The organism is Alteraurantiacibacter buctensis (assembly GCF_009827655.1).
Classification (GTDB): Bacteria; Pseudomonadota; Alphaproteobacteria; order Sphingomonadales; family Sphingomonadaceae; genus Alteraurantiacibacter; species Alteraurantiacibacter buctensis.
Genome location: NZ_WTYV01000002.1, coordinates 789,120 through 815,819, shown reverse-complemented (window position 1 = coordinate 815,819; position 26,700 = coordinate 789,120). Strand labels below are relative to the sequence as shown.

22 protein-coding genes are annotated in these 26,700 nt (G+C 66.0%); 10 read left to right on the top strand and 12 right to left on the bottom strand.

The window, feature by feature from the left end:
• Nucleotides 1-39 precede the first annotated feature (39 nt).
• The 7 genes from GRI99_RS08470 to GRI99_RS08440 all read left to right on the top strand — a co-directional run bounded on the left by GRI99_RS08470 (nucleotide 40) and on the right by GRI99_RS08440 (nucleotide 6,396).
• Nucleotides 40-1,083 carry a substrate-binding domain-containing protein gene (locus tag GRI99_RS08470; RefSeq protein ID WP_160771567.1) on the top strand — a complete coding sequence of 348 codons (1,044 nt, stop codon included), beginning with the start codon at nucleotides 40-42 and terminating at the stop codon, nucleotides 1,081-1,083.
• Between the two features lie 19 nt (nucleotides 1,084-1,102).
• A complete protein-coding gene (gene pstC, locus GRI99_RS08465) occupies nucleotides 1,103-2,488 on the top strand; it encodes a phosphate ABC transporter permease subunit PstC (protein WP_160771566.1) in 1,386 nt (461 codons plus the stop codon).
• The gene (gene pstA, locus GRI99_RS08460; protein ID WP_160771565.1) at nucleotides 2,481-3,746 is read left to right on the top strand and encodes a phosphate ABC transporter permease PstA; all 1,266 of its coding nucleotides are present in this window, start codon (nucleotides 2,481-2,483) and stop codon (nucleotides 3,744-3,746) included. Before pstC ends, pstA begins: the two co-directional genes overlap by 8 nt.
• Nucleotides 3,740-4,537, top strand: a complete 798-nt coding sequence (gene pstB / locus GRI99_RS08455) for a phosphate ABC transporter ATP-binding protein PstB (protein ID WP_160771564.1) — start codon at nucleotides 3,740-3,742, stop codon at nucleotides 4,535-4,537. Before pstA ends, pstB begins: the two co-directional genes overlap by 7 nt.
• Nucleotides 4,537-5,205 carry a phosphate signaling complex protein PhoU gene (gene phoU / locus GRI99_RS08450; RefSeq protein WP_202392984.1) on the top strand — a complete coding sequence of 223 codons (669 nt, stop codon included), beginning with the start codon at nucleotides 4,537-4,539 and terminating at the stop codon, nucleotides 5,203-5,205. Before pstB ends, phoU begins: the two co-directional genes overlap by 1 nt.
• 79 nt (nucleotides 5,206-5,284) lie before the next feature.
• Nucleotides 5,285-5,974 carry a phosphate regulon transcriptional regulator PhoB gene (phoB, locus tag GRI99_RS08445; protein ID WP_160771563.1) on the top strand — a complete coding sequence of 230 codons (690 nt, stop codon included), beginning with the start codon at nucleotides 5,285-5,287 and terminating at the stop codon, nucleotides 5,972-5,974.
• Nucleotides 5,975-6,159: 185 nt separating this feature from the next.
• Nucleotides 6,160-6,396, top strand: a complete 237-nt coding sequence (locus tag GRI99_RS08440; protein WP_160771562.1) for a hypothetical protein — start codon at nucleotides 6,160-6,162, stop codon at nucleotides 6,394-6,396.
• 101 nt (nucleotides 6,397-6,497) lie between these two features.
• Here GRI99_RS08440 and GRI99_RS08435 read toward each other — a convergent pair whose 3' ends face one another.
• The 6 genes from GRI99_RS08435 to GRI99_RS08410 form a co-directional block, all read right to left on the bottom strand.
• A complete protein-coding gene (locus tag GRI99_RS08435; RefSeq protein ID WP_237438194.1) occupies nucleotides 6,498-7,193 on the bottom strand; it encodes an extensin-like domain-containing protein in 696 nt (231 codons plus the stop codon).
• A 29-nt stretch (nucleotides 7,194-7,222) separates the two neighbouring features.
• A complete protein-coding gene (locus tag GRI99_RS08430; protein WP_160771560.1) occupies nucleotides 7,223-10,723 on the bottom strand; it encodes an error-prone DNA polymerase in 3,501 nt (1,166 codons plus the stop codon).
• A 111-nt stretch (nucleotides 10,724-10,834) separates the two neighbouring features.
• Nucleotides 10,835-12,286, bottom strand: a complete 1,452-nt coding sequence (locus GRI99_RS08425) for a UdgX family uracil-DNA binding protein (protein ID WP_160771559.1) — start codon at nucleotides 12,284-12,286, stop codon at nucleotides 10,835-10,837.
• A complete protein-coding gene (locus tag GRI99_RS08420; protein WP_160771558.1) occupies nucleotides 12,283-13,530 on the bottom strand; it encodes a putative DNA modification/repair radical SAM protein in 1,248 nt (415 codons plus the stop codon). Before GRI99_RS08420 ends, GRI99_RS08425 begins: the two co-directional genes overlap by 4 nt.
• An 85-nt stretch (nucleotides 13,531-13,615) precedes the next feature.
• Nucleotides 13,616-15,166, bottom strand: a complete 1,551-nt coding sequence (locus tag GRI99_RS08415; protein ID WP_160771557.1) for a DUF6504 family protein — start codon at nucleotides 15,164-15,166, stop codon at nucleotides 13,616-13,618.
• Nucleotides 15,135-15,896, bottom strand: coding sequence for a hypothetical protein (locus GRI99_RS08410; RefSeq protein WP_237438193.1), 762 nt, complete (start codon nucleotides 15,894-15,896; stop codon nucleotides 15,135-15,137). Before GRI99_RS08410 ends, GRI99_RS08415 begins: the two co-directional genes overlap by 32 nt.
• 105 nt (nucleotides 15,897-16,001) lie before the next feature.
• Here GRI99_RS08410 and GRI99_RS08405 point away from each other — a divergent pair, with 105 nt between their 5' ends.
• The 3 genes from GRI99_RS08405 (at nucleotide 16,002) to GRI99_RS08395 (ending at nucleotide 18,585) form a co-directional block, all read left to right on the top strand.
• A complete protein-coding gene (locus tag GRI99_RS08405) occupies nucleotides 16,002-16,469 on the top strand; it encodes a pyridoxamine 5'-phosphate oxidase family protein (RefSeq protein ID WP_160771556.1) in 468 nt (155 codons plus the stop codon).
• A 137-nt stretch (nucleotides 16,470-16,606) separates the two neighbouring features.
• Nucleotides 16,607-17,476: a 3-methyl-2-oxobutanoate hydroxymethyltransferase gene (panB, locus tag GRI99_RS08400; protein ID WP_160771555.1), complete on the top strand. Its 870-nt coding sequence runs from the start codon at nucleotides 16,607-16,609 to the stop codon at nucleotides 17,474-17,476.
• Between the two features lie 35 nt (nucleotides 17,477-17,511).
• Nucleotides 17,512-18,585: a DUF475 domain-containing protein gene (locus tag GRI99_RS08395; protein ID WP_202392983.1), complete on the top strand. Its 1,074-nt coding sequence runs from the start codon at nucleotides 17,512-17,514 to the stop codon at nucleotides 18,583-18,585.
• On the opposite strand, the gene GRI99_RS08390 is transcribed toward GRI99_RS08395, so the two are convergent.
• The 6 genes from GRI99_RS08390 to GRI99_RS08365 form a co-directional block, all read right to left on the bottom strand.
• Nucleotides 18,563-19,534, bottom strand: coding sequence for a bile acid:sodium symporter family protein (locus tag GRI99_RS08390; RefSeq protein WP_160771554.1), 972 nt, complete (start codon nucleotides 19,532-19,534; stop codon nucleotides 18,563-18,565). The genes GRI99_RS08395 and GRI99_RS08390 overlap by 23 nt on opposite strands.
• A gap of 48 nt (nucleotides 19,535-19,582) precedes the next feature.
• On the bottom strand, nucleotides 19,583-21,289 hold the full coding sequence (locus GRI99_RS08385; protein WP_160771553.1) for a tetratricopeptide repeat protein: 1,707 nt from the start codon (nucleotides 21,287-21,289) through the stop codon (nucleotides 19,583-19,585).
• A 16-nt stretch (nucleotides 21,290-21,305) separates the two neighbouring features.
• On the bottom strand, nucleotides 21,306-22,676 hold the full coding sequence (gene prsR / locus GRI99_RS08380) for a PEP-CTERM-box response regulator transcription factor (RefSeq protein WP_160771552.1): 1,371 nt from the start codon (nucleotides 22,674-22,676) through the stop codon (nucleotides 21,306-21,308).
• Nucleotides 22,673-24,805 (bottom strand): XrtA/PEP-CTERM system histidine kinase PrsK, encoded by a 2,133-nt coding sequence (gene prsK / locus GRI99_RS08375; RefSeq protein WP_160771551.1) that lies wholly within the window; start codon nucleotides 24,803-24,805, stop codon nucleotides 22,673-22,675. The genes prsR and prsK overlap by 4 nt, the downstream gene beginning before the upstream one ends.
• The gene (locus tag GRI99_RS08370; protein ID WP_160771696.1) at nucleotides 24,802-26,187 is read right to left on the bottom strand and encodes a TIGR03013 family XrtA/PEP-CTERM system glycosyltransferase; all 1,386 of its coding nucleotides are present in this window, start codon (nucleotides 26,185-26,187) and stop codon (nucleotides 24,802-24,804) included. The genes prsK and GRI99_RS08370 overlap by 4 nt, the downstream gene beginning before the upstream one ends.
• A 106-nt stretch (nucleotides 26,188-26,293) precedes the next feature.
• A complete protein-coding gene (locus GRI99_RS08365) occupies nucleotides 26,294-26,590 on the bottom strand; it encodes a hypothetical protein (RefSeq protein ID WP_160771550.1) in 297 nt (98 codons plus the stop codon).
• Nucleotides 26,591-26,700: the final 110 nt, after the last annotated feature.

Here is a 26,700-nt window from a genome sequence, read left to right as displayed (position 1 = left end):
TCCTAACGCGCAGAGCACACAGGAAGTGGACCTACGATAATGCACAAGACCTTCAAGTTTGCGGTGGCCGCGCTGGGCGCAGCATCGCTGGCAGCCTGCGGTAGCGGCAGCTCATCGGATGGCAGCGGCGCAATCCGCGTGGTGGGTTCGTCCACCGTGTACCCGTTCTCGACCGTCGTGTCGGAAACCTTCACCCGCAACTTCCCCGATTTCGCAGCCCCGCTGATCGAATCGAACGGCACGGGCTCGGGCATTGCCCTGTTCTGCGAGGGCACCGGCCCGGAAACCCCCAGCATCGCCAATGCCAGCCGCCGCATGAAGTTGAGCGAGTTCGAGACTTGCCAGGCCAACGGGGTGACCAACGTCACCGAGATCCAGGTGGGTCTTGACGGTATCGCCTTCGCTGCGGCCAACGGCGGCATCCAGATGAACCTGACGCCCGAGATCGTCTATCGCGCGCTGGCAGCCAGCCCTTATGGCGAAGAGCAGACCGCCCGTAACTGGAGCGACGTGGATCCCTCGCTGCCCAATCTGCCGATCCTGGTCTACGGCCCGCCCAGCACCTCCGGCACGCGCGATGCGCTGAAGGAACTGGTGCTGGAAGCCGGCTGCAAGACCAACCCCGAAATGGAAGCGCTGAAGGAATCGGACGAGGATCGCTACCAGCAGGTCTGCACCGAAGTCCGCAGCGACGGGGCCTATGTCGACCAGGGCGAGCAGGACAACCTGATCGTCCAGAAGATCGAAGGCAATCCCAATGCCGTGGGCGTGTTCGGCTATTCCTACATGGAGGAGAACCTTGACCGGCTCCACGGGCTGCCGATGAACGGGGTTGAGCCGACTTATGAAAACATCGCCAGCTTCCTCTATCCGGGTGCCCGTCCGCTCTTCATATATGTGAAGAAGGACCATGTGGACGCCGTCGCCGGCCTGCGCGAATTCATCGCGACCTGGGCGCAAAGCTGGGGACGCGAGGGCCCGCTGGCTGCTATCGGCCTTGTCGCCAGCCCGGATGACGTTATGGCTCGCAGCGCAACTGCGGCCAATGACTTCCCGGCGTTGACCGCAGCCGACTTCAAATAACAACGGACCAACACGCACCATGCCACCCGCCATCCTGCTGTTCCTGGCCATCGGCCTCGGGCTTGCCGGCTGGCTGGTGGCCCGGTCGCGTGCCTGGCGCTTCAAGCGCGAGGTAGCGAACGGTCGCCTTGCTGCCCTGCCGGTCTATCATGCGTGGTACGCCGCGCTTTGGATCGGCGGCCCGATGCTGCTGTTCGCGGCGCTATGGAATGCCATTTCGCCCGGCCTGATCCTGCAGCACGCGGTCAGCCAGCCGGCCGGGGCTGCCCTGCCGGCCTTCGGCATGCGGCGCGATGCCATCCTGAACCAGGCGCAGGACGTGGCAAACGGTGTGGCCGCCAGCACGGCCATTCCGGAAGCCGCAGCCCTCGTCGAACCCTTCCGCGAAGCGACCGCCCTGTACGGCTGGATCGGCCTTGCCGTTACCCTGCTGCTGGGCCTGGCCGGAGCCGCCTGGGCCTTCACGCGCCAAAAGCCGGATTTCGCCGCCCGCACCCGGGTGGAGCGCGGCGTGCTGGTCGTGCTGTTCCTCGCTTCGCTGGTGGCGATCCTGACCACCTTCGGCATTTTCGTGACGCTGGTGTTCGAGACCTGGCGTTTCTTCGGCATGGTCAGCCCGGTCGATTTCCTGTTCGGCACCCACTGGGCGCCCGATCCGATGGCCAATTCGGCCAATCCGGACGGCAGCCGCTATGGCGCGATACCGCTGTTCTGGGGCACCATCTTTATCGGCGCGATCATCGCCATGATTGTGGCCATCCCGCTTGGCCTGATGAGCGCCATCTACCTCACGCAATATGCCCCGCCACGCCTGCGCCAGTGGGTCAAGCCGGCGCTGGAGCTGCTCGCCGGCGTGCCCACCGTGGTCTACGGCTATTTCGCCGCTTTGACCGTGGCCCCCGCCATCCGCGACATGGCCCTGGCCATCGGCATTTCCAGCGCATCGAGCGAGAGCGCGCTGGCGGCCGGTGCGGTGATGGGCATCATGATCATCCCGCTGGTCTCCTCGCTCGCCGACGATTCGATCACCGCCGTGCCCCAGGCCATGCGCGATGGCAGCCTGGCCATGGGCGCCACCACCAATGAGACGATCCGCCGCGTGCTGATCCCCGCCGCCCTGCCCGGAGTCGTGGCGGGCATCATGCTGGCGGTCAGCCGCGCCATCGGCGAGACGATGATCGTAGTGATGGCCGCCGGTGCCGCGGCCAATCTCTCGGCCAACCCGTTCGAAGCGATGACCACGGTCACTTTCCAGATCGTCGCCATGTTGACCGGCGAGGCGAGCCTGGACCACCCCGCAACGCTCAGCGCCTTTGCCCTGGGCTTCGTGCTGTTCATCATCACCCTGGCGCTCAACGTGGTTGCCCTGCGAGTGGTCAAGCGGTTCCGTGAAGCCTATGAGTGACACCCCTCCCCCTGCTGCCCCCCTGGGCCGCACGCGCACACCGCAGTTCGAGACGCGGCTGAAGCAGCGCTATGCTGCCGAGCGGCGCTTCAAGGCGCTGGGCATGGGCGCGGTGATCTTCTCCGTGGCTGTGCTGGTGGTGCTGCTGGGGACCATGCTGTTCAACGGCCTGGGCGGCTTCCAGCGGACCGAACTGAAGGTGCCGATCGATTTCACCCAAGTCGGCATCAGCGTGCCGCAGGGGGTGGACGAAAACGGTATCGTCCGCTCGCTGCAGGGCCAGGGGCTGCCGGAAGTGGTCGGCTTTGCCGCCGAGCAGGCGCTGGGTGCAGAAGGCGCGGCGCAACTCAACCCCGAGGCATGGCGCGAAGTTGCCAGCGCAATCGCCGCCGATCCCGCCCTCGCTCGCGGCCAGCAGACTTTCAGCTTGGCCACCAATGAAGACCTGGCATCGGCCTACGCTGGTGACGGCAAGGTAGACCTCCAGCCGCTCGCCCGGGACCTGGCCGAACGCGGCCTGCTGACCGACAGCTTCGACCCCGGCTTCATGCAGCGCTCAGACGCAACCGATCCACAGCTCGTCGGCATCTGGGGCGCCCTCAAGGGTTCGATGCTGACGATGATCGTCACCCTGCTGCTGGCTTTCCCGGTTGGCGTGCTGGCCGCGCTCTACCTTGAGGAATACGCCCCCAAGAACCGCTGGACCGACCTGATTGAAGTGTCGATCAACAACCTGGCGGCGGTCCCCTCGATCATCTTCGGCCTGCTGGGGCTGGCCGTGTTCCTGACGCTGTTCCCCGGCTATCGCTCGGCCCCGCTGATCGGCGGCATGACGCTGGCGCTGATGACCATGCCGGTGATCGTGATTTCCGGCCGCAACGCCATCAAGGCCGTGCCGCCCAGCATCCGTGACGGTGCGCTGGCCATCGGCGCCTCGCCGGTGCAGGTGGTGTTCCACCACGTGCTGCCGCTGGCCCTGCCGGGCATCCTGACCGGCACCATCATCGGCATGGCCCGCGCGCTGGGCGAAACCGCGCCGCTGCTGCTGATCGGTATGCGCGCCTTCGTTTCCACCCCGCCCGAAGGCTTCACCGATAACGCCACCGTGCTGCCGATGCAGATCTACCTGTGGTCCGACCAGATCGACCGCGGCTTCGTGGAACGCACCAGCGCCGCCATCATCGTGCTGCTGGCCTTCCTCCTGCTGATGAACGGCCTCGCCATCTATCTGCGCAACAGGTTCGAAAAGAAATGGTAAGCGAAGTGAACGCCAATCCCGCCAGCGACCAGGGCGAACCCAAGATCCGCGCCACGGATGTGTCCGTGTTCTACGGCGAGAAGCGGGCGATCGACAACGTCTCGATCGATATCCACCAGGAACACGTGACCGCCTTCATCGGCCCGTCGGGCTGCGGCAAGTCCACCTTCCTGCGCACGCTCAACCGCATGAACGACACCATCGGCTCGGCCCGCGTGGAAGGGCTGATCGAGCTTGACGGCGAAGACATCTACCGTTCCGGCATGGACGTGGTGCAGTTGCGCGCCCGGGTGGGCATGGTGTTCCAGAAGCCCAACCCCTTCCCCAAGTCGATCTACGAGAACATTGCTTACGGCCCCAAGATCCACGGGCTGGCCCAGGGCAAGGCAGAGCTGGACGCCATCGTGGAGCGCAGCCTGCACCGCGCGGGCCTGTGGGACGAGGTGAAGGACCGGCTGCAGGATTCAGGCACCGCGCTATCGGGTGGCCAGCAGCAGCGCCTGTGCATTGCCCGCGCCATCGCGGTCGATCCCGAAGTGATCCTGATGGACGAGCCGTGCTCGGCTCTCGATCCGATCGCCACAGCCCGCATCGAGGAACTGATCGACGATCTGCGCGGCCGCTATGCCATCGTCATCGTCACCCACTCGATGCAGCAGGCAGCGCGCGTATCCCAGCGCACGGCCTTCTTCCATCTTGGCCACCTGGTGGAATACGGCCATACCTCGGACATCTTCACCAATCCGCGCGAAAAGCGCACGCAGGATTACATTACGGGCAGGTACGGCTGATGGCAGAGCATACGGTCAAGGCGTTCGACGAGGACATTACCCGCCTGCGCGGCCTGATCGCGGAGATGGGCGGGCTGGCCGAGCTGGCGGTGCAGCAGGCCATGCAGGCCCTGGTTACGGGTGACGAGGCGCTGGCCGCAGAAGTGGTGGCGCGCGACAAGAAGCTGGACGCGCTGGAAATGGAAGTGGACGCGATGGCTGTCCGCGTTCTCGCCCTCCGCGCCCCGATGGCCGATGACCTGCGCGAGATCATCGCCGCACTCAAGATCGCCAGCGTGATCGAGCGGATCGGCGATTACGCCAAGAACATTGCGAAGCGCGCGCCGAACATCGAGGGCCGCAACCGGTTCGAACCGCTGACCCTGCTGCCCGCCATGGCCGAACTTGGTGCGGAGATGGTGCACGACGTGCTGACCGCCTATGCCGCGCGCGATCCCATCACCGCGCGCGAGGTGATCGAGCGCGATCGCAAGGTGGATGCCTTCTATGACAGCATCTTCCGCAACCTCGTCAGCTACATGGTCGAAAATCCGGCCACCATATCCAGCGCGGCGGAGTTGCTGTTCGTCGCCCGCAACCTGGAACGCATCGGTGACCAGGCGACCAACGTGGGGGAAGTGGTCCACTTCATGGTGCTGGGCACCTATCCCACCGATATCGAACGGTGAAACACGGGTGACACATTCGGGACATATGAAGCGGGCGAATCAAACACGGCCGCATCCCGGTCCACGAAGGCAACCACCCATGTCCGCTCCCAAGCTGCTGCTGGTCGAAGACGATACGGCTCTCGCCGAACTGCTGGAATATCGTTTCGAAAGCGAAGGCTACGCCGTTCGCGTGACCGCCGATGGCGAGGAGGCCATGATGCTGGCGGCGGAGGACGTGCCCGATCTGGTGATCCTCGACTGGATGATCGAGGGCATCAGCGGCATCGAAGTCTGCCGCCGCCTGCGGCGTGACAAGGCGACCGCCCACGTGCCGATCATCATGCTGACCGCGCGCGAAGCCGAGGATGACAGGGTTCGCGGGCTGGAGACCGGCGCCGACGATTATCTGACCAAGCCCTTTTCACCGCGCGAGTTGCTGGCCCGCGTATCCGCCGTGCTGCGCCGTGTCCGACCTGCCCTGGCCGGCGAAACCATCGAGGTTGGCGATCTGCGGCTCGATCCCGTCGCACACCGGGTGGAGCGGCGCGGCAAGGTGCTGCAGGTTGGCCCCACCGAGTACCGGCTGATCAAGTTCTTCATGGAGCATCCGCGGCGGGTATTCACCCGCAGCCAATTGCTGGATGCGGTTTGGGGCACCGGCAGCGAGATCGAGGAACGCACCGTGGATGTGCATATCCGGCGTCTGCGCAAGGCGGTGACGGTCGACAACATGCGCGATCCGATTCGAACCGTGCGTTCCGCAGGCTACGCGCTCGAGCCGGTGTAGGCGGCTGGAACGAAGCTCACGGCATAGGATTTTTACATAGGTTCAGGCGTTTGGCGCGTGATGTTTATGCATCACAGGTCTTTTCCAGACAAATTAAGTGCCGGTAGGAACTTGACGGGTTGTTCGGCATTGCAGTAAGACGCAGTTCAACCGCAGTAATAGTTTTGCGAAGCGAGTGAGGTAGGATGATCAAGAAAATTATCGCAACCACGGCCGTTGCTGGTGCCGTGACGCTTTCGTCCGTGGCTGCCACGGCTGCCCCGATCGCTTTCGAATCGGGTGACCGCTCGGCTTCGCCCGTTGCTGAGAGCGAAGCTGCCATGAGCGAGGCTCTCCTGGTGGTCCTGTTCGTCATTTTGGGCGGCGGCATCATCTATCTGATCGAAGATGGCAGCGGCAACACCCTGCCCGCCAGCCCGTAAACTCGGCGACAAACCGGAATTGAAAGCCCCCGCTTCGGCGGGGGTTTTTTTATGCCGCGCCCTCGGATTGACTTGGATGGAGGCGGCAGCGGAAGGGCGCTTCAGCGGCAGACCCCGCCGATCATGCGTGGTGCCTGATCCAGATGCAGGTGATCGGCGTGGGCGGCGTTGTAATCGGGCGAGAGAACAGTCGCAAAACTGCCGCAGGCGCCGTCGCGCACCTTGTGCAGGAACCGGGCCGCCGCGTCCCCTCCCTGCCAGTCATCCAGCACGGAAACGCGACGCCCGTCGGCCAGGATGAAGGCGGCAATGTCGATGGCATTGCCGGTGGCGTGTTCGCTCCAGTCGCCATCATCACCACCACCGATTCGGCGACAATTGTAGGTTCCCAGGTGCTCGATCCGCATGACCCGGCTGCCAAGGAACTCTTGCGCCAGCGGCTGGACCGAATGGCGCAGCCACAGTTCGTGGCCCAACATGGTCTGGCAGGTCATCTGGGCGCCTTCGGGCGAAAGCAAGTTGCCATCGGCCCTCGTGCGATCCTCGCGTCTGCAGGCTCCCTCGCCTGACGGCGGCAGTTCAGCAAAGTCTACCGCCCCTTCCGCCAGCACCTGTCGGCAGGCGGGCAGGTTGTCCCGCAGGGCGGCCAGCTTGCTCTGCGTGGCCCAGCCGGGGGGATGATCCAGCGATAGCGGGGCGAAGGGATCGTGCTGCGGGTTTTCCAGTAGCCAGGCCCGTCCCGCCATTGCGGCGGCGGCCAGCATCAGGATTACCAGCAGCGCGCGATCGCGCTTCATGTCGCCGATGGTGCGCGAAAATTGCATCGCTAATGGAAATCCCGAGACGGCGGAATGATCCGCACGTTGCGCGGATGGCCGCGGGTATTGGGATCGTGAAAGCCGCATTCACGGTTGCCGGGCTGCACCGGCTGCCACGGTTCCACCGGTTCTGCCGCTTGCCCCGCAGGCTGGCGCAGCCCGAACTTGCCCGGCAGCGGGCTGTTGCAATGGTCGGCACGGGCGATGGGCGCATTGAGCAGCGTATCCGACAGGGCATAGAGCTGCGCGGTCGCATCGGTCATGTGGTGGGCGATAACGTGGATCACCTCGTCATCGTATTCCACCCGGCCGCGCACTTCCATCAGGCGCGATCCCATCACCACCTTGCGCTGCTTCTCCTTCAGGTCCGGCCAGACCACCAGGTTGATGACGCCGGTCTCGTCCTCCAGCGTGATGAAGCAGACGCCCTTGGCGCTGCCCGGCCGCTGGCGGATCAACACCACACCGGCCACCTGCACCATGGAGCGGAACTTGCGATCCCTCAGCTCGCTGGCGCGCACAAAGCCGCGCTCGGCCAGACCGGAGCGCAGGAAGGCCATGGGATGCGCCTTGAGGCTGAGACGGGTGGTCTGGTAATCGGTCACCACTTCTTCCGATAGCGGCATCAGCGGCAGGACCGCGCGGCCCCGTTCTGCCCCCTCGTCGCGCGCATCGGCATGGGCGAACAGCGGCAGGTCGGGCGCGGCGATCAGGCTGCGGGCATCCCACAGCGCCTGCCGGCGCGACAGGGTGATCGAGCCGAAGGCATCGGCGCTGGCCAGCCGCTCCACATGGGCCGGCCCGATCCGTGCCCGGGCGCGCACGTCGGCCACGTCGCGGAAAGCCCCGCCCTCCGCGCGCGCGGCGACGATGGCGGCGGCGACGTGTTCGGGCAGGCCATCCACCTGGCGCAGGCCCAGGCGAAGGGCCACCCGGCCCTCCCCCTGCGGCTCCAGCGTGCAGTCCCACTCGCTGCAATTCACGTCCACCGCCAGCACCATGACGCCATGCTCGCGCGCATCCCGCACGATCTGCGCCGGGGCATAGAAGCCCATCGGCTGGGAATTGAGCAGGCCGCAGGCAAAGGCCGCCGGGAAGTGGCATTTCAGCCAGCTGGAAACATAGACCAAGTGGGCAAAGCTGGCGGCGTGGCTTTCGGGGAAGCCGTATTCGCCAAAGCCCCTGATCTGGTTGAAGCAGCGCTGGGCGAAGTCGCGATCATAGCCGCGCGCCACCATGCGCTCCACCATCATGTCCTGCAGCTCGCCCACCATGCCACGGCTGCGGAAGGTGGCCATGGCCTTCCTCAGCCGGTTGGCCTCCAGGCTGGAGAACCTTGCCGCATCCAGCGCGATCTTCATCGCCTGTTCCTGGAAGATCGGCACCCCCAGCGTGCGGCCCAGGATGCTGGTCAGTTCGTCCGGCGGGCCGTGTTCGGGCGCGGGCGCTGGAATCTGCACGGCTTCCGCCCCGCGTCGCCGCTTCAGGTAGGGATGGACCATGTCGCCCTGGATCGGCCCCGGTCGCACGATGGCCACCTGGATCACCAGGTCATAGAACTCGCGCGGGCGCAGGCGCGGCAGCATGTTCATCTGCGCGCGGCTTTCCACCTGGAACACGCCCAGCGAATCGCCTTTGCGCAGCATGGCGTAAACCTCCGGATCCTCGCGCGGGACCGTGGCCAGCGTCAGCTCGCGCCCGTGGTGCGCGCCCAGCAGGTCCAGGCACTTGCGGATGCAGGTGAGCATGCCCAGCGCCAGCACGTCCACCTTCAGGATGCCCAGCGCCTCGATATCGTCCTTGTCCCACTCGATGAAGGTGCGGTCGGGCATGGCCCCGTTGCCGATCGGCACCGTCTCGGTCAGCGGGTTCTGCGTCAGGATAAAGCCGCCCACGTGCTGGCCCAGGTGGCGCGGCATGCCGATCATCTGCTCGGTCAGCTTCAGCACGCGGCGCAGGTGCGGGTCGGTCACGTCCATGCCGGTTTCGGCCACGTGCTGTTCGCCAATCTCGCGCCCCCACCCGCCCCAGACCGTGCGGGCAAGCGCGCTGGTGACATCTTCGCTGAGGCCCATGGCCTTGCCAACCTCGCGGATGGCCATGCGCGGGCGATAGTGGATCACCGTAGCGCACAGGCCCGCGCGGTGGCGGCCATACTTGCTGTAGATGTGCTGGATCACCTCCTCGCGCCGCTCGTGCTCGAAATCGACGTCGATATCGGGCGGCTCCTTGCGCTCTTCGGAGATGAAGCGATCGAACAGCAGGGCATGCTTGGCGGGGTCCACGCTGGTGATGCCCAGCACGTAGCAGACCGCCGAATTGGCCGCGCTGCCGCGCCCCTGGCACAGGATCGGCGGATCGCACCTGCGGGCGAAATCGACGATGTCCTTGATGGTCAGGAAATAGCGCGCCAGGTCCAGCTTGGCGATCAGCGCCAGCTCACGCTCCAGCGTCTCGCGCACGGCATCGGGCACGCCTTCGGGATAGCGGCCCCGTGCCCCCACCCAAGTCTGCTGTTCCAGGAAAGCCTGCGGAGTCAGCCCATCGGGATAGATCTCCTCCGGATATTCATAGCGCAGTTCGTCCAGCGAGAACCGGCAGGCATCGGCCAGCGCGCGGGTGGCGGCCACGGCGTGGGGCCAGCGGGCGAACAGCCGCGCCATCTCGTCAGGGCTTTTCAGGTGCCGCTCGGCATTGGCTTCCAGCAGGTGACCGGCGGCGGCCACGGTGGTCTTGTGGCGGATGGCTGTCATCACGTCATGCAGCGGACGGCGCTCGGGTGCGTGATAGAGCACGTCGTTGGTAGCCAGCAGCGAGAGGCCATTTGCCCGCGCCAGCATATCCAGCCGCTCGATCCGTGCCAGATCGTCCCCGCAATAGAGGTAGCTGGCCCCCACATGGCACAAGGCAGGCAAACCGGCAGCCAGATGGGGCAGGACTTCGGCAAAACTGCCGGCCACCTCGGGGGCGAAAGCTTCGCGCTCCAGCGTCACCACGTTGTTGCCCCAGGCGGTCACGGTCAGGCGGGCGTCCAGATCGCGTGGCGGCAACAGCACCAGGTGCACGCCTTCGGCGTGGTCGGCCAGCATCGGCAGGCTGATCTCGCACACGCCCTTGTCCTGCCAGGTGCCATCCAGCCGTCCCATGCGTCCGGCGGAAATCAGCCGGCACAGGCGACCATAGGCGGCCCTGTTTTCCGGATAGGCAAGGAAGGCAAGGCCTTCCACCGTTTCTATCCTGCAGCCGATAACTGGCTTTATCTTGAGCGTTTTTGCCTCGCAATGCAGCCGCACCACCCCGGCCATGGAGTTGACGTCGGCAATACCCAGCGCATCATAGCCCAGCGCCCGCGCCCGCAGGGCCAGGTCCACCGCATCGGAAGCGCCGCGCAGAAAGGAAAAGCAGGTCGCCAGGCCCAGTTCGACATAAGGCGCGCGCTCGGGTGGGGTTAGGCCATCCGGATCGAGTTCGATCGTGCGGCGGGGGACGAGGAGGTCGTTTTCGGGCATTCCAACCCCCTCGTCATTGCGAGGAGGCGTAGCCGACAAAGCAATCCAGAGCCGCGTAACACGCACTGGATTGCTTCGGCCTGCGGCCTCGCAATGACGAATTGAAGGGCTTCACTCCACAAGCTCCGCCAGCCGCCCGGCCACGGCGGCAAGGTCTGCTGCGAACAACCGCTCCTGTTCCTCCTGCGCCGCACCCTCCAGCCGCAGCAGGTAGGACGGATGGGCGGTGATCCACAGCTCGCTGCCATCATCCAACGCGTGTGGCCGCCCCCGTTCGCGGGCGATGCTGGCGGTGCGGCCCAGCAGGCTGCGTGCGGCGCTGGCACCCAGGGCCAGCACCACTTTCGGCTTCACCAAGGCCCGCTCACCTTCCAGCCACCAGCGGCAGGTGTCGATCTCCTTGGCGGTGGGCGACTGGTGCAGCCGCCTTTTCCCCCGCATCACGAACTTGAAGTGCTTCACCCCATTGGTGACATAAGCCGCCTGCCGATCGATCCCCGCGCGCTCAAGGTGCCTGTCCAGCAGTTGCCCGGCAGGGCCGACGAAGGGTTTGCCAGCCAGGTCCTCCTGGTCGCCCGGCTGCTCGCCCACGATCATCAGCGGCGCACCCGGCGGCCCCTCGCCCATCACCGCGCGGTTCTCCAGCAGGCCGATGGGGCATTTCCGGCAGGCGTGGATCGCCCGGTCGATCGCCGCCAGCGTCTCGGGCCGCTCACCCATGTCCACCGTGCCTGCTGCCACCATCGCCGCCTCCCGCCCCTGCGCGCCGGCCACCAGATCGGCGATCAGCGCGGTTTCAGGCATGTTTTTCCAATACTTGCGCGGCATTTCTTTCAGCATTGCACCGATCTTCAGTCGCGCGGGGTTGAAGATGGAAGCGTAGTAACGGCGCCAGAGTTCCTCCATCGCATCGCCCGCCGGGGCATCGGCCTTCAGCGCGGGCGGGCCCTCGCACAGTGTTTCGCCATCCCAATGAAGCGAACCCTGCGGGGTCAGGATCGACCAGCGCATCCCGGCAAAACGGCGGGTGAAGAAGCCGGCATTGTTGCGCAGGATGTGATGTTCCGGCTCGAACCAGGCGATGTAGTGCTCGTGCGTCTCCCGGCCCATCGCATCGGGATCGGGCGGCACCACGCGAAAGCGGACGAAAGCGCGCATCTTGTGGATGTCACGCCGCACCTGCCGCGTCAGTTCGTCCAGCCGCCGCACATCATTGTCAGCACGGTCTTCCAGCACGCGCGGATTGCCCTGCAGCCGCCACAACAGGCGATAGAGCAGGTCGAACCGCGCAGGATCGGCGTGGCAGATGGCGGTCTGCGCCGCCTGCACGAAGGCCTTGCTGGCCCGCACCGCGCGTGCATCGGCAGGCGGTGTGGGCAAGCGGCTTTCCCCCTTGGCAAACAGGTTGCCATTGGCCCCCGGTTCCAGCCACGCCACCCGGTCGGGCGGCACATCGCACTGGACCAGTTGCCGCGCCCGCTCGCGCCAGAAGGAAAAATCGTCCGGCTGCGGCAGATGCACGGCGTAGAACGCGCCGAAGCGGACATGCTGGAGCGCGGTCATGCCGCGAACAGCTCAAGCTGCTCGGCCTTGGGGGCAAGCATGGCCCTGAGGTCCGCCCGGTCGGTCAGCAGCGTGGGCCGCCAGTCACAGGTGACGATGAACGGGCGCACCTTGGCTACCGAGACGGTGAGCTTGCCCACATCCTCCAGCCGCAAGGTGCGATGGCGGCGGCTGGCGAGGATCTGGCCCACGGCGCGCGTGCCCAGCCCCGGCACGCGGAGCAACATCTCGCGCGAACAACGGTTCACATCCACTGGAAAATGTTCACGAAACTTCAACGCCCAGGCGAGCTTGGGATCGATATCCAGCGGCAGGTTGCCCATGCTGTCGGTCGCCTGCACCACCTCCTGCGCGGAATAGCCGTAGAACCGCATCAGCCAGTCGGACTGGTACAGCCGGTGCTCGCGGATCAGCGGGGGGCGCTTCAGCGGCAGCACGGCGCTGGCATCGGGAATAGGGCTGAAGGCGGAGTAGTAAACCCGGCGCAGACGGAACCCGTCGTACAGGCGGCTGGCCTTGCCCACGATATCCGCATCGCTGGCCCCGTCCGCCCCCACGATCATCTGCGTGGATTGCCCTGCGGGGGCAAAGGTGGGCGCGTGGCGAAAACGCTTCTTCTCGTCCCGCGCCTGGGCAATGGCCATCTTCATGCCCCCCATCGCCCCTTCGATCTGGCGCGCGTTCTTGTCCGGCGCCAGGCGGGTCAGGCCGCTGTCGGTGGGCAGTTCCACGTTGATGGAGACGCGATCGGCCAGCAGGCCCGCCTGGTGGACCAGTTCGGGCGAGGCTTCGGGTATGGTCTTGAGGTGGATATAGCCGCGGAACTGGTGCTCGTGGCGCAGGATGCGCGCGGTTTCCACCAGCTGCTCCATCGTGTGGTCGGCGCTTTTCACGATGCCCGATGAGAGGAACAGCCCCTCGATGTAATTGCGGCGATAGAAGGCCATCGTCAGGTCCGCCACTTCCTGCGGGGTGAAGCGGGCGCGGGCCACGTTGCTGCTCTTGCGGTTGATGCAATAGTGGCAATCGAAAATGCAGTGGTTGGTCAGCAGGATCTTGAGCAGCGAGATGCAGCGGCCATCGGGCGCATAGGAATGGCAGATGCCCATCCCTTCGGTAGAGCCTATGCCCCCTTTGACCCCTTTTGAACTGCGCTTGGTGGTGCCTGAAGAGGCGCACGAGGCATCATATTTGGCCGCATCGGCCAACACGGCGAGCTTTTCGATAACGGTCGGATGGGTCATATGTTCTATATATGTTCTGATGCTTGTTGTGCCTAGCGGATTTGCCGCCGCCCGTGTTCGGCTCGTCGCAAACGCGAGGTCAGGATCAGCCGAACAACCCCTGCAGGAACCACTGCGGCATGCCGCCGCGCGCGTCACCCATGATGCCTTCGCGATAGATCCAGTAGCGGCAGCCGCTTGCGTCCTCGATCCGGTAATAATCGCGCAGGCGGGATCCGCCCTTCTCGCGCCACCATTCAGGGCTGATCCGTTCCGGCCCCTCCACCCGCGCCACCTCGCGCGCCTGCCCCCGCCAACTGAACCGGCGCGGCAGGCCGTCAGGACTGGCGTAGATGACTGCGATAGACTCTGAACGTTCAAGTAATTTCAATGGTCTGCTGTGGAAAGCAAAGACTTCCTGAGAAGGCCTGACCGGATCGAGCGGCGCCTGCCAGCCCTGCGCCCGCTCGGGCTTATGACTGCCGCGCGGCACGGGGCGGCTTAAGGCCTTGGCCCCCAACCGCACGGTCAGCCGGTCGATGCAGGCCGCCAGTGATATGCCATGGGCATCGGCTGCGGCATCCAGATCGGCCTGGGCCAGGGCCAGCGGCTCGGTCCAGGTGGCCAGCAGGCGCACCAGCTCGATCCCGAAACCGGCATCGACATCGTCCAGCCGGGTGGCGAACAGACGGCAGACGTGGGCCACATCACGGGTGGCCGCAGCCAGTTCCAGGCGGCGCACCACCACCTCGCCATCCACCCGCCACAACCCCAGCTCCAACCGCCGCGCGCCTTCTCCGCGCGCTTCGAGCAGGCGCACCATGTCTCCCGCCAGGTCGGCCAGCACCTGATCGAGCAAGGGGCGGTGGCGGATGGGTTCCAGCAGGCGCCGCTCGGCCAGGCAGGGTTCCACCGCGATCACCGGCAGCAGCGGTTCGGGCACGCGCCCGGCAATCTGGTCCAGCCGGATCAGCGGGTTGGCGGCGGGCGAGCGGCGGTTGCGGAAGCGGCGCTGCACGGCATCGCGGCCTCCCGTGCCCTCGCCTATTCCCGCAAGGTCACCCAGCCGCTTCAGCCCCAGCCGGCGCAACACCAGCAGCACGTCATCATCCAGCCGCAACGCCGCCACCGGCAGCGCGGCCAGGCGGGCGATCACGTCCTCGCCGGGAGACAGGATGGCAGCCGGCGGGCCATAGCGGGCCAGCGCCCAGGCCGATCCCGCCGTGGGGCCAATGGCAGCGCGGACCGCCAGCCCGCGCGCCTCCAGCTGGCGGTGGACATCGGCCAGCAGCGCTTCCTCGCCGCCGAACAGGTGAGCCACGGCGGTCACGTCCACCAGCAGGCCATCGGGCGCATCCATTGCCGACCATGGCCCCCAGCGCCGCGCCCACAGCGCCAGCCGTTCAAGGAAAGCAAGATCGCCTGCGGGGTCCGAAGCGACCACCTGCAAGGCAGGGCACAGCGTACGGGCATCGGCCAGCAACATGCCGGGCGCGGCCCCGCCCGCAGCGCCGGCATCGTTCGCGGCATCGATGCGCGGCCCGTGTGCGGTTTCGGTTACCAGCGCCAGCGGCTGGGCATCGGATCCCTCCCCGCGCGCGCAACCTTGCGCCTGACGCCAGCGGTCAAGCGCCAGCCGCGCCAGCCATAGCGCCATGATCCGGCGCGGTGGCGTGAGCGACCGGCCGCTCGGCGATGAGGGTCTGTCCGTCATCGTGCAGGGTCCATTCTCCGGGAGGGTGGGTGCGGGCGCGGAACAGTTCGGCATGCCACGAGCCGACCCCCGGCCCGGCCCGGGGTGCCGCCGCATTCCAGCGCGGCAGGGGTGACGCGGCAGAGCGCACCTGCCAGCGCATCCGCGCCGAGCTGATGTCGCGCGCGGCATCGTGGCGCACCAGGAACAGCGGCACGCCGTGCCTTTCCGCCGCCAGCCCCAGCCGGCGCGAGGCGGTGAGGTCCAGCGCGCGCGGATTGCCGCATATCTCCCCGATCACGCAGGCCAGGTCGCGGCAGCGCATCCCCTCCTCCAGCGCGAACAGGGCATCGGCGGCATCCTTCACCGCCACGTGGATCACCCGGTTGCGCCAAGCAGGCGGCAGGCCGGGAGCATAGGGCCGCCCAGCCTTCCGGATCGAAGCGGCATCCTGCACCCACAGCAGCGGCCTTTCCGCCAGGAACACGCCACGTCGCGCCTCCTCCCCGGGGGCTTGTGCACGCAGGCTATCGAGCGCCAGGGCCAGGGCGAAAGCGGCCCCGCCCGCTTCGTCGGCAGGGGCGAAAATCTCGTGATGCACGGGGCCCGCCGGAGGCAGACCGGGCCGCCAGCGCGGTGCGCCCTGCCCCAGCGTCAGCAGCCGGGCAGCCGTGGGAAGGGTGGCAAGGTCCATGCGAATCGCTCCGATGTTCTATTTATGTTCTCACAGATGGGCTTTGGCAATCCCGCGGGAACGCCAGCGCGGCTGTGCCGTTGGCCTCACAAAGGAGAATACCAGATGAGCACCACTAAAGACCTCAAGCACCAGTTCTGGACCGCGCTGGCGGCCAGCCCCTTCGTGTTCCTGCAGCGCAACGGCCAGCCCGAAGGCGCCGTGCCGATGACCGCCCAGCTCGACAAGGATGCCAACGGCGCCATCTGGTTCTTCACCAGCAAGGAGCACCACCTGGCCGCCGGCGGACCGGCAACCGCCACCTTTGCGGCCAAGGACAACCAGCTCTTCACCCGTCTGGACGGCACCCTGGTCACCGAAACCAGCCGCGAGCGGGTGGACCAGTTCTGGAGCCCGATCATCGCCTCGTGGTTCGAAGGCAAGGACGACCCCCGACTGCTCCTACTGCGGATGGACCTAAGCAAGGCCGAAATCTGGAACAGCGATCTGGGCATGATCGACAACATCAAGATGCTGCTGGGCTTCGACGTGCAGGACGAAGCGGCCAAGGAACACGTGGAAACCAGCCTGTAGCAAGTCCACCCTGACTGCCCCCCAAATCAGTCAGGGAGCGGGTCGTCATCGTTCCTGGCGGTGGCGGCCCGCACTCCATCGGGGCAACGCCCGAACGCGCACTTGCTGGCGCGCAGCGCGGACCCTAGAAGGCAGCCATGTCCACCACCTTCAACCTCGACACCTCCACCAGCCGCGCGCATCCCACGCCGCAGCCCATGCGGCGGCTGACTGTGCCGGCGATCCGCGATCGCAAGCGCGACGGGGTGACGGCCGAGCCGATCGTGATGCTCACCGCCTATACTGCCCGCCAGGCGCAGTTGCTCGATGCCCATTGCGACCTGCTGCTGGTGGGCGATTCGCTGGGCCAGGTGATCTATGGCCTGCCCTCCAGCGTGCCGGTGACCGTGGAGATGATGGAGAACCACGCCGCCGCCGTGGTGCGCGGATCCTATCACTCGGTGGTGGTGGTGGACCTGCCTTTCGGCAGCTACGAAGGTTCGCCCGAACAGGCCTTTGCCACTGCGGCCCGCCTGCTGAAGGCCAGCGGTGCCACTGCCATCAAGCTGGAAGGCGGCGCGGCCATGGCCGAAACCGTGGCCTTCCTGGTTCAGCGCGGCATTCCCGTGATGGGCCACGTCGGCCTAACGCCGCAGGCGGTCAACGTGCTGGGCGGCTATGGTCCGCGCGGGCGCAGCGAGGCGGAAGCTGCCAAGATCGTGGGCGATGCCAAGGCGCTCGACGCTGCCGGGGCTTTCGCCATCGTGCTGGAAGGCGTGGTGGAGCCGCTGGGCCTGGCCGTAACCCAGGCGGTATCCTGCCCCACCATCGGCATCGGCGCTTCGGCCCGCTGTGACGGGCAGGTGCTTGTGACCGACGACATGGTGGGCATGTTTGAACGCGTGCCGCGCTTCGTGAAGCGCTACGAGAACGTCGCCGCGATCATTGCTGCGGCGGCGCAGAACTATGCCGAGGAAGTGCGTACCCGCAGTTTCCCCGGGCCAGACCAGACCTACCAGCCCAAGTAACCCCTCTTTCCTCCTAGCTGTCGGACCACTCCCGGATGCAAACCCTGCTGCGCTTCTATACTTTCTCGCTGATCTTCACCGTCATCTGTCTGGGCCTTGGTGCCTGGTACGGGCTAGAAAGTACCGGCACCATCGGGGGCATGCTGTCGCTGCTTTGGATCATCGTGATCCTGTCGGTGCTGGAAGTCTCGCTCAGCTTCGACAACGCCGTGGTCAACGCCTCGGTGCTGAAGGAAATGGACGAGGTGTGGCAGAAGCGCTTCCTCACCTGGGGCATCGCCTTTGCCGTGTTCGGCATGCGCATCGTCTTCCCGCTGGCCATTGTCGCCATCGCGGCGGGGATCGGGCCGATGCAGGCGCTGGATCTGTCGCTGAACGATCCGCAGGAATACGAGCGGCTGGTCAATTCCGCCCACATCGGCATTGCCGGTTTCGGCGGTGCCTTCCTGGCGATGGTGGGCATGAAGTTCTTCTTCAACGCCGACAAGGATGTGCACTGGATCGGCGTGATCGAGCGTTCGCTGACCCGAGTCGCCGCCCTTCCTGCCATCGAGATTGCCTTGCTGCTGCTGGGCATGTGGGGCATTTCCACCCTGCTTCCAACCGAGGATGCGCTGACCTTCATCGTCTCCGGCATGCTGGGCCTCGTCACCTTCATCGCGGTTGAAGCAGTCAGCCACTGGCTGGAGATGAAGGAAGAGGCTGCCCGTATGGCCGGGGCCGTGGTGCGCAGCGGCTTTGGCGGATTCCTCTACCTTAACATCCTCGATGCCAGCTTCAGCTTCGATGGCGTGATCGGGGCCTTTGCCCTGTCCAACAACATGATCGTCATTGCCCTGGGCCTGTCGATCGGCGCCATGTTCGTGCGTTCAATGACCGTGCACCTGGTGAAGCAGGGCACCCTGGCAGAATACCGTTACCTCGAGCACGGGGCCTTCTGGGCCATCGTGGTGCTGGGCGCGATCATGCTGCTTTCGGCCAAGTGGCATATTCCGGAGACGATCACCGGCCTGATCGGCGGCATCCTGATCGGCCTGAGCTTCTGGTGGTCGGTGCGCCACAAGCGGCGCGAGGATGCGCTGAACGCTACGTCGCCGGATGCGGGTTGAGGCGGTTCGCCAACGGGGCAGACAGGACCAGTTGCAGCAGGTGATAGACCAGCACGGGCAGCAGCAGCAGCCCAGCGATAGCTGGCGGGAACAGCACGGTGGCCAGCGGCGCGCCCAGCGCGATGCTCTTCTGCGCCCCGGCAAACAGAAAACTGATGTGGTCTGACCGCTCAAGCCGCAGCAGTCCACCCAGCAGCCACGATCCGCCAAAGCCGACCAGCAGGAACACTGCCACGCAGGCCACCAGCGCGGCCCATGCGGCGAGGTCAACCCGGCTCCAGAGGCCCTGTTCCACCGCGCCCGAAAAGGCCACATAGACCGCAATGGCGATGGAACTGCGGTCCATCCAGCTTACCAGTGGCTTGTGGTCCTTCACCCATCCGCCGGCCAAGCCCTGCGCCAGTTGCCCCAATGCGAAGGGCAGCAGCAGGATCGTGGCGATCCGCTCCAGCCCGCCGATGTCGATGCCGGTGCTGGCCGTGCCGGCCGCCAGGGCGAATAGCGGAGCGGTGACGAATACCCCGGCCACGTTGATCACCGCAGCCGCCACCACCGATGTCGCCACGTTGCCGCCCGCCAGACTGGAATAGGCGGTGGCGGATTGCACGGTGCTGGGCAGCACACCCAGGAACAGCAGGCCCAGCGCCACCTGCTCGGGCAAAATCGTCATGCCGGCCTGCCACAGCCCCCAGCCCGCCAGGCCCATCCCGGCAAAGCACCAGATGAACAGCGGCATGAGGAAGCGCCAGTTGCCGATACCTCGCATCACGTCCCTGCGCGGCAGGCGCAGGCCGTTGAGGAAGAACAGCAGAAAGATTGCCGCATCGGAGACGAAACGGGCTATCACCCGCCCCTCCCCGGTTACGGGCAGGATCGTGGCAAGGACGATGGCGACGAGCAGCAGCCGCACCAGCGGATCGATGGAGCCGAAAAAGCGGGCCGGGGTCATGGCGCAGGCCTGCCGCCTGCAGGCGGCGCTGTCCAGTGCCGATCGCCGTCAGCTTTCGGCCGCACTGCCTCGCAGGCGCTGCAACAGGGCGGAAAGGCGGCCGTTGGCGGGGGCCAGGCGAGCCGCATGGCGAGCATTATCGAGCGCGGCCTCGCGCCGGCCGAGGGCCTGCTCCACCGTGGCAAGGTCACCCAGCAGTAGCGGGTCGGACGGGCCAGATCCGGCGCTGGCGGCATAGCCAAGCAGCGCTGCGGCGGCCGCCGCGTTGCCCGCATCGCGCTCCAGTCGGCCGAGCATGGCCGCAGCGGCAAAGTCTCGCGGATTGGTGCGCAGGTAGGTTGCCAGAAGGCGCCGCGCGGCGGCAACATTTCCGCTGGCGAGGTCAATCGCCACCATGCGCTGCACGAGTGGCCAATTGGTCCGGATCAGGGCCACCTGGCGATACTCGGCGCGAGCAGCGGAAGCGTCGCCCGCCAGCAGGGCCCCGTCCCCCGCCACCAATTGCAGGTCTACCGAACCGTCGAACTGGCTGGCGACCCCGGCCACCAGCCCGCGCGCCTCTGCTACGCGGCCGTTGTTCACCAGCTCGCGGAGATGCTGGACGGGGTCGGCAGGATCGCGGGTGCGGCCCGCTTCGTCGCGCAGCCACAGCGCAGCTATTGCACCTGACGCCGGGCGCGGCAGGGCGGCGGCCCGGTCAAGCAGCGGGGCGGCATCCCCGCGCCGATCAAGCTGTTCGTAAGCTCGCGCCAGCAGCACCAATGTATAGGCGGAAGCATCCTGCCGTTCTGCCAGCCGCTCCAGCACGGGCACGGCCACGTTGGCCTCGCCGTTGGCCACAGATGCACGGGCGAACAGCAACTGCGCGGTGATATTCAGCGGTTGCATTCGGGAAAGCTTAGCAAAGCTTTCCGCCGCCGCCGCCGGATTGCCAGAGCGGTATTCCAGCACGCCTGCCACCAGCATCCCCGCCGCGGTCTCGGCAAAGGCGTCCTCCGTCCGCCACCACAGGGCGCGGGCAAGATCATCGTCTCCAGCACGCGCGGCGAGGATGCCCTGCAGGTAATAGGCCTGCGGGATGTCCGGGCTCTGCTTCACGATCTCGCGCACCGTCGCCAGCATTTGCCGGTGCTCGCCCGCATCACCCAGCGTTGCGGCATATTGCGCGGCAAGCTGCATGTCCTGGGGTGCCTGGCGCATAGCCCGGCGGAACAGGTCTAGCGAGGCAAGCGGCCCCTGCGCGTCGCGGGTAAGCTGGCCCATGAACTCCAGTGCGGCGGGGCTCTCACCGTCAAGCTGCAGCGCCTGGCGCGCCGCCGCCAGCGCAGCGTGGTGTTCGCCCGCGCGATAGCGCATACGGCCGATCTCGACCCAGGTGGCCGCATTAGGGCGGCCATGCTGCAGCACCTGGTCGAACGCCGCTTCCGCAGCGGCAAAATTTCCTGCAGCGATTTCCAGCTTGGCGAGCGCCACAAAGCCGCGATCGTGGCTAGCAGCATCGAAGCCCCCCTCGCCCAGCCATTCGCGTGCTTCGGCAAGATCGCCCTGCAGCAGTTCGCCTTCGCCGATATAGGCCGCCACGGCCGTGCGCGGCGCACCCTGATCCAGCGCCTGCTTGCCGACCACTTCGGCAGCCACACCGTCACCTCGCTCGAGCGCGGCGCGGGCCTCGGCAACAGCGTCATCTGCCGGCGCCGCGCCCAGCGGATCGGCCGCGGACGCCAGCGCCAGGCAGGCGCATGCAGCCAGCAGCACCGCCAGGCGGCGGCGGTCAGGCCGAGAGGTCGTATTGCTTGAGCAGGTCATACAGGGTCGGCCGACTGATCCCCAGCAACCGCGCGGTGCTGGAGATGTTGCCTTCGCTGCGCGCCAGGGCATGGCGGATTACCTTGCGGTCCGCCGCTTCCCGCGCGCTCTTCAGGTTGAGCACGTCGCCATCGGCTTCCTCGCCGTTGCCCTGCAGGTCCAGGTCTGCGGCGGTGACCAGCTTGCCATCGGCCATGATCGCGGCGCGCTTGACGCGGTTTTCCAGCTCGCGGACGTTGCCAGGCCAGGGCCATCCGTCGATCGCGGCCAGCGCATCCGGGGCAAACCCGGTCACCTGCGGGTTCATTTCCGCCGCGAAGCGCTTTAGGAAGGCCTTGGCCAGCAGCACTGCATCACCCGGGCGTTCAGCCAGGCTGGGGATCTTCACCACCACTTCGGCCAGGCGATAGAACAGGTCTTCGCGGAAGGTACCGGCGGCAATCATCGCTTCCAGGTTCTGGTGCGTGGCGCAAACGATGCGGGTGTCCACATCGATCGCCTTGCGCCCACCGATCCGCTCGATCGTGCGCTCCTGGATGAAGCGCAGCAGCTTCACCTGCAGCGGCAGGGGGATATCGCCCACTTCGTCGAGGAACAGGGTGCCGCCGCTGGCCAGCTCGATCTTGCCCTCGGTAGTCTTGACCGCGCCGGTGAAGGCACCCTTCTCGTGGCCGAACAGCTCGCTCTCCAGCAGGTTCTCGGGGATGGCCGCGCAGTTGATGGCGATGAAGGCACCGTTACGCCGCCCGCTGGCATCGTGCAGGCCACGCGCCAGCAGCTCCTTGCCCGAGCCGCTGGCTCCTAGGAGCATGACAGAAACGTTGGTGTTGGCTACCCGTTCGATGGTGCGCGCCACGCGGACCATTTCCGGCGCGCTGGTAATCATCCGGCCCAGCACGCGGTTGTCGTCGCCCGCCCGCTCGGCAAGGGCGCGGTTCTCCGCCTCGATCCGGTGCAGATTGAAGGCGCGGCGCACGATCAGGCCCAGTTGCTCGATATCCACCGGCTTCTGGTAGAAGTCATAGGCTCCGCGCTCGATCGCGGTCAGCGCGGATTCGCGCGCGCCATGGCCCGATGCCACGATCACCTTGGTATCGGGCTTCAGCGCCATGATGGCATCCAGCACCGCAAAACCCTCGCTGGTCCCGTCCGGATCGGGCGGCAGGCCCAGGTCCAGCGTCACCACGTTCGGTTCCTCGGCCCGCAGGGCGGTGATGGCGCTTTCCCGGTCGCCCACGATGGTGACCTCGAAATCGTCATAGGCCCACTTCAACTGGGCCTGCAGGCCAGGATCGTCCTCGACGATCAGCAGGCGGGGTTTCTCAGGCGATTTCATGCGACCTCCGTTGCCGGACCGGCTTGTTGTCTCAAGGTTTCTATCAGGCCGCTGGCAGGATCGAGCGGCAGGGTAATCTGGAAGCGGGTGCCGATGCCCTCGCGCGATTCCACGTCAAGCCTGCCACCCATGGCCCGCACCATCTCGCGCGCCTCGAAGCAGCCGATGCCAAAGCCGCCCTGTTTGGAGGAGTGGAAGGGCTTGAACAGCCGGGTGCGGATGAATTCGGGGCTCATCCCGCAGCCGTTGTCGATCACCTCGATATGCGCGCCGGAAGCATCCACGCGCAAATCGAGAAACACCGGCGAGTTTTCGGGGCCTGCTTCGATGGCGTTCTGCACCAGGTGGACCAGGGCCTGTTCGAGCGCCTCCGGATCGCAACGGACCACACAGGGCGCGCGGTCAAGCATGACCAGCTCGTGCTTGCCGAAGAACTGGCGCGTAACCTTTTGCAGCACCAGGTCAATGTCCGCATCCTGCAACCCGGCCCCGCCCTGGCTGCCATAGCGCGACAGACGGGCAAGAAGGTTCTGCAGCTTGTCGGTCGAATTCTTCAGGGTCAGGATCATGTCGGCACGGAAGGCCGGCTTGTCGGCGTGCTTTTCCGCATTGCGCGCCAGAAGGCTGAGCTGGCTGGCCAGGTTCTTGATGTCGTGCATCACAAAAGCAATTCGGCGGTTGAATTCGTCGAACCGCTGCGCTTCGCCCAGCGCGTCCTGGCTGGTCTGCTCGGCGAGGTAGCTGGCAAGCTGCCGGCCGATTACCCGCAGCAGGTCGAAATCTTCCCAGTCGAGCATCCGCGCGACCGGCGGGCGCGCCAGGATTACCATGCCCACCAGCCGCTCGAAATGCAGCAGCGGTACCATGGCCCAGGCGTCGGGGTTGGCCAGCAGCCAGGCGGGGCTGGCGCATTCAGGAATATCCTGCTTGCGGCCGGCGCGCAGGTCGTCGAGGTCGACGATATACTGCCGCTCCTCGAAGAAGCGCACGGCGGCGGCATCCATGGCCATGGCTGGCACTTCGATGCTGCGCCAGTTCCACCGCGCATCGACAGCCAGGCCACCCTCCTCGCGTGGGGTTAGCAGCAGGCCCGAGGGGCTGTCGGCAATGTCGGCCACGGCCTGCACCGCGCGCTCGTGCAGCGATATCGCCTGCGGCCCGGCCCGGCCGATGGTATCGGTGAAGCGCAGCCACTCCGCCCGGTAGTCATAACGGTGCTGGAACAGGTGCTTGGTCAGGGTTACCCGCAGCCACCCCCGCACCCGGCGCGAAGGCACAACGGCCAGGGCAATGGCACTGGCAATGACGACAAAGCCGATCTGCGCGGCCTTGGCCATGTCGTTGCCGGTATAGGCAATCGCCTGGGCGATCAGCACCATCACCACCAGGTAGGCGCCGATCACCGCCAGCGAGAACGAGCGAAAGGCAAAGCTGCGAGACGGCTGGAAGCGTAGGTCTCCGCGACGACCCAGGGTGCCGATGCCCAGCAGGGCGACGACCACCAGCAGGGCCAGCGCGCGTCCCTCCTCCAGGGCGGCGGGGATGCGGTCCGCAAGATAGGTGATCGTATAGAGGTTTAAGTCATACAGCCACAGCACCGCCAGGGCTGCCGCCGGCCAGCGCAGGCCCTGCCGCGCCGGCTGGGCGGCGCCGACATAGAGGTTGTGCACCAGCACCAGTGCGCCGATGCAGAACAGCAACTGGAACATGACCGAAAGCGAGAACAGCGCATCACTGACCGGCGCGGGCAATACGCCATAAGCCCAGACCGGCAGGCGTAGTGCGGCAATAGCGATCTGCGCTGTTTCGACGAGGGCCAGCGCGTGGATCAACGGACTGACCAGGGCAATGCTCTTGTCCCGCTCGTCGCTGGCGAAGAAGCCGGCTAGCAGCCACAGCCAGGCCAGGTCTGCCAGCCCCAGCAGCAGGTGCAGTTCCGAGCCCCTACCGTCATAGCCCACACCCGCCAGCGCCCACAGGGCCGAGAGCGCCAGGGCCAGGTTGGCACGGCGCAGCAGCCGCCGCTCGCCGCCCTTCTGGCTGGCATGAACCAGCGCCAGCAGGATCGCAGCAGTGGCCGCCAGCAGGTGCGCGCCGGTGACCAGCAAGGTCCACAAGGCACCACTCATCGCGCGCCCTCCGGCCACAGGATCACCCGCAAGGTCTGCAACAGGATCAGCAGGTCAAGGAAAGGGGTATAGTTTTTGGCGTAGTAGAGATCGTATTCCAGCTTGTGCCGCGCATCCTCGATCGATGCGCCATAGGGATAGTTGATCTGTGCCCAGCCGGTGATGCCGGGCTTCACCATGTGCCGCTCGGCGTAATAGGGAAGCTTCTCCTCCAGATCGTCGACGAACTGGGGCACTTCGGGCCGGGGACCGACAAAGCTCATGTCGCCCTTCAGCACGGTCCACACCTGCGGCAGTTCATCGATACGCAACTTGCGGATCATTGCCCCCACGCGGGTGATGCGCGGATCACTCTTCTGCGCCCACTGGGCCCCGTTCTTCTCGGCATCGGTCCGCATCGAGCGCAGCTTGATCAGTTCGAACGGTTGGCCGTAAAGGCCCACCCGCTTCTGGCGGAAAAAGGCCGGGCCGGGGCTGTCCAGCTTCACTATCAGGGCGAACAGCAGGATCACCGGCAGGCTCAGCAGCATCAGCAGCAGGCTGGCGGTGATATCGAACAGGCGTTTGATGGTGCCGGAAATGGCCCGAGCGCTGGAAAAGCCGTCGGAAAAGATCAGCCAGCTGGGGTTCAACGTGTCGAGATCGACGCGGCCCGTCTCGCGCTCCATGAAGCTTGAGAAATCGTTGACATGGACACCCAGCGTCTTGATCCGCAGAAGGTCCTTTAACGGCAGCGCATTACGCCGCTCCTCCAAGGCCAGCACAACCTCGCTGGCGCCCACGCTGGCAACGTGGGAAGACAGGTCGTCGATCATGGAACGCGGGACGGCTCCTGCAACCAGCGGCTCGGTTGCGCCCATTGCCACGAAGCCAACCACGCCAAAGCCGCTCTCCGGCCTTGCTGACAGTTCCTGCAGGCGCGTGGCCCGCTTACCGGCACCCAGCACCAAAATGCGGCGACGGAACGCATCGGGCGGCAGCAGGCCCGCAATTACAACCCTGTTGAGGAGCAGGGCAACAATGCTGAAGCCCATCCCGTACAGCAGGGTGGAGCGCCAGTAGGTCTGGCCGGGCATGACGAAATCCACGAAGGCCAGGCCAAGCACCGACAGGCTGACGGCAACCAGCAGGCGTGCGGCGGCGAAGCGCATCGAACGCAGCGAATCCGGCCCAAACACCCCCACCGCAACCATGGCCAGCATGGTGATCAGCGAGATGATGACCAGCGCCGGCAGGCGCTCGATCAGCGGTCCGGGATCGCTTTCAATCTGGGAAGCTCGCAGTGTCCACGCGAGGTTGTTTGCCGCCAGCAGCAGGACGGCATCGAGCAGACCCAGCAGCAGCACCGCGTGCGGTACGTAGTGTTTGAATAGTCTGACCATCGTCCCAGCCGGTTTACCTGCAGGCCCGATCTGACGGGCCATGCAGGACTAGCGGGGAGAGGTGAAATGTCGGTAAACTTTACAGCCCCGTTTGCTGGCTGAACGTTTACTCAGCCAGCGAATCAACGCCCTCTTCCACGGCATTGCCAACCTGGTTGGCCGCAGCACCCACATTGTCGGCGGCATTGTCCACCGCATTGGCGGCATCGGCCACGGCATTATCTTTTGCCACCTCGGCATCGCTCATCTGAGAGAACGCGAAGAATGCTACCGCCGCCAGCACCAGGATCACCAGCAGCACGACCCACGAGGAACTGCCCTTGCTGTCACCGCTTTCGCGCACGATCGTGGTGCGGTCGGATGTGCCATCTGCGCGGGTCTCTACGATATGTTCGGTTTCCATCGTCATTCTCCTTGCCCCGTATGGTTCAGACAATGGCGGGATGGAGGTTCAGTTCCGGTGGCATGCCAAGGGTTTGAGGGTAATGCGGGATTAACCATCTTGCGGCGCAA

Bases quoted from the DNA above. Each gene is read 5' to 3' on its own strand.
- prsK (WP_160771551.1), bottom strand. From the start codon at position 24,805: ATGAGTGGTGCCTTGTGGACCTTGCTGGTCACCGGCGCGCACCTGCTG.
- GRI99_RS08405 (WP_160771556.1), top strand. From the start codon at position 16,002: ATGAGCACCACTAAAGACCTCAAGCACCAGTTCTGGACCGCGCTGGCG.
- prsR (WP_160771552.1), bottom strand. From the start codon at position 22,676: ATGAAATCGCCTGAGAAACCCCGCCTGCTGATCGTCGAGGACGATCCT.
- GRI99_RS08425 (WP_160771559.1), bottom strand. From the start codon at position 12,286: ATGACCGCGCTCCAGCATGTCCGCTTCGGCGCGTTCTACGCCGTGCAT.
- GRI99_RS08390 (WP_160771554.1), bottom strand. From the start codon at position 19,534: ATGACCCCGGCCCGCTTTTTCGGCTCCATCGATCCGCTGGTGCGGCTG.
- GRI99_RS08370 (WP_160771696.1), bottom strand. From the start codon at position 26,187: ATGGTCAGACTATTCAAACACTACGTACCGCACGCGGTGCTGCTGCTG.
- GRI99_RS08435 (WP_237438194.1), bottom strand. From the start codon at position 7,193: ATGAAGCGCGATCGCGCGCTGCTGGTAATCCTGATGCTGGCCGCCGCC.
- GRI99_RS08420 (WP_160771558.1), bottom strand. From the start codon at position 13,530: ATGACCCATCCGACCGTTATCGAAAAGCTCGCCGTGTTGGCCGATGCG.
- GRI99_RS08415 (WP_160771557.1), bottom strand. From the start codon at position 15,166: ATGGCGCTATGGCTGGCGCGGCTGGCGCTTGACCGCTGGCGTCAGGCG.
- GRI99_RS08410 (WP_237438193.1), bottom strand. From the start codon at position 15,896: ATGGACCTTGCCACCCTTCCCACGGCTGCCCGGCTGCTGACGCTGGGG.
- phoU (WP_202392984.1), top strand. From the start codon at position 4,537: ATGGCAGAGCATACGGTCAAGGCGTTCGACGAGGACATTACCCGCCTG.
- pstC (WP_160771566.1), top strand. From the start codon at position 1,103: ATGCCACCCGCCATCCTGCTGTTCCTGGCCATCGGCCTCGGGCTTGCC.
- GRI99_RS08365 (WP_160771550.1), bottom strand. From the start codon at position 26,590: ATGGAAACCGAACATATCGTAGAGACCCGCGCAGATGGCACATCCGAC.
- panB (WP_160771555.1), top strand. From the start codon at position 16,607: ATGTCCACCACCTTCAACCTCGACACCTCCACCAGCCGCGCGCATCCC.
- GRI99_RS08440 (WP_160771562.1), top strand. From the start codon at position 6,160: ATGATCAAGAAAATTATCGCAACCACGGCCGTTGCTGGTGCCGTGACG.
- phoB (WP_160771563.1), top strand. From the start codon at position 5,285: ATGTCCGCTCCCAAGCTGCTGCTGGTCGAAGACGATACGGCTCTCGCC.
- GRI99_RS08430 (WP_160771560.1), bottom strand. From the start codon at position 10,723: ATGCCCGAAAACGACCTCCTCGTCCCCCGCCGCACGATCGAACTCGAT.
- pstB (WP_160771564.1), top strand. From the start codon at position 3,740: ATGGTAAGCGAAGTGAACGCCAATCCCGCCAGCGACCAGGGCGAACCC.
- pstA (WP_160771565.1), top strand. From the start codon at position 2,481: ATGAGTGACACCCCTCCCCCTGCTGCCCCCCTGGGCCGCACGCGCACA.
- GRI99_RS08395 (WP_202392983.1), top strand. From the start codon at position 17,512: ATGCAAACCCTGCTGCGCTTCTATACTTTCTCGCTGATCTTCACCGTC.
- GRI99_RS08470 (WP_160771567.1), top strand. From the start codon at position 40: ATGCACAAGACCTTCAAGTTTGCGGTGGCCGCGCTGGGCGCAGCATCG.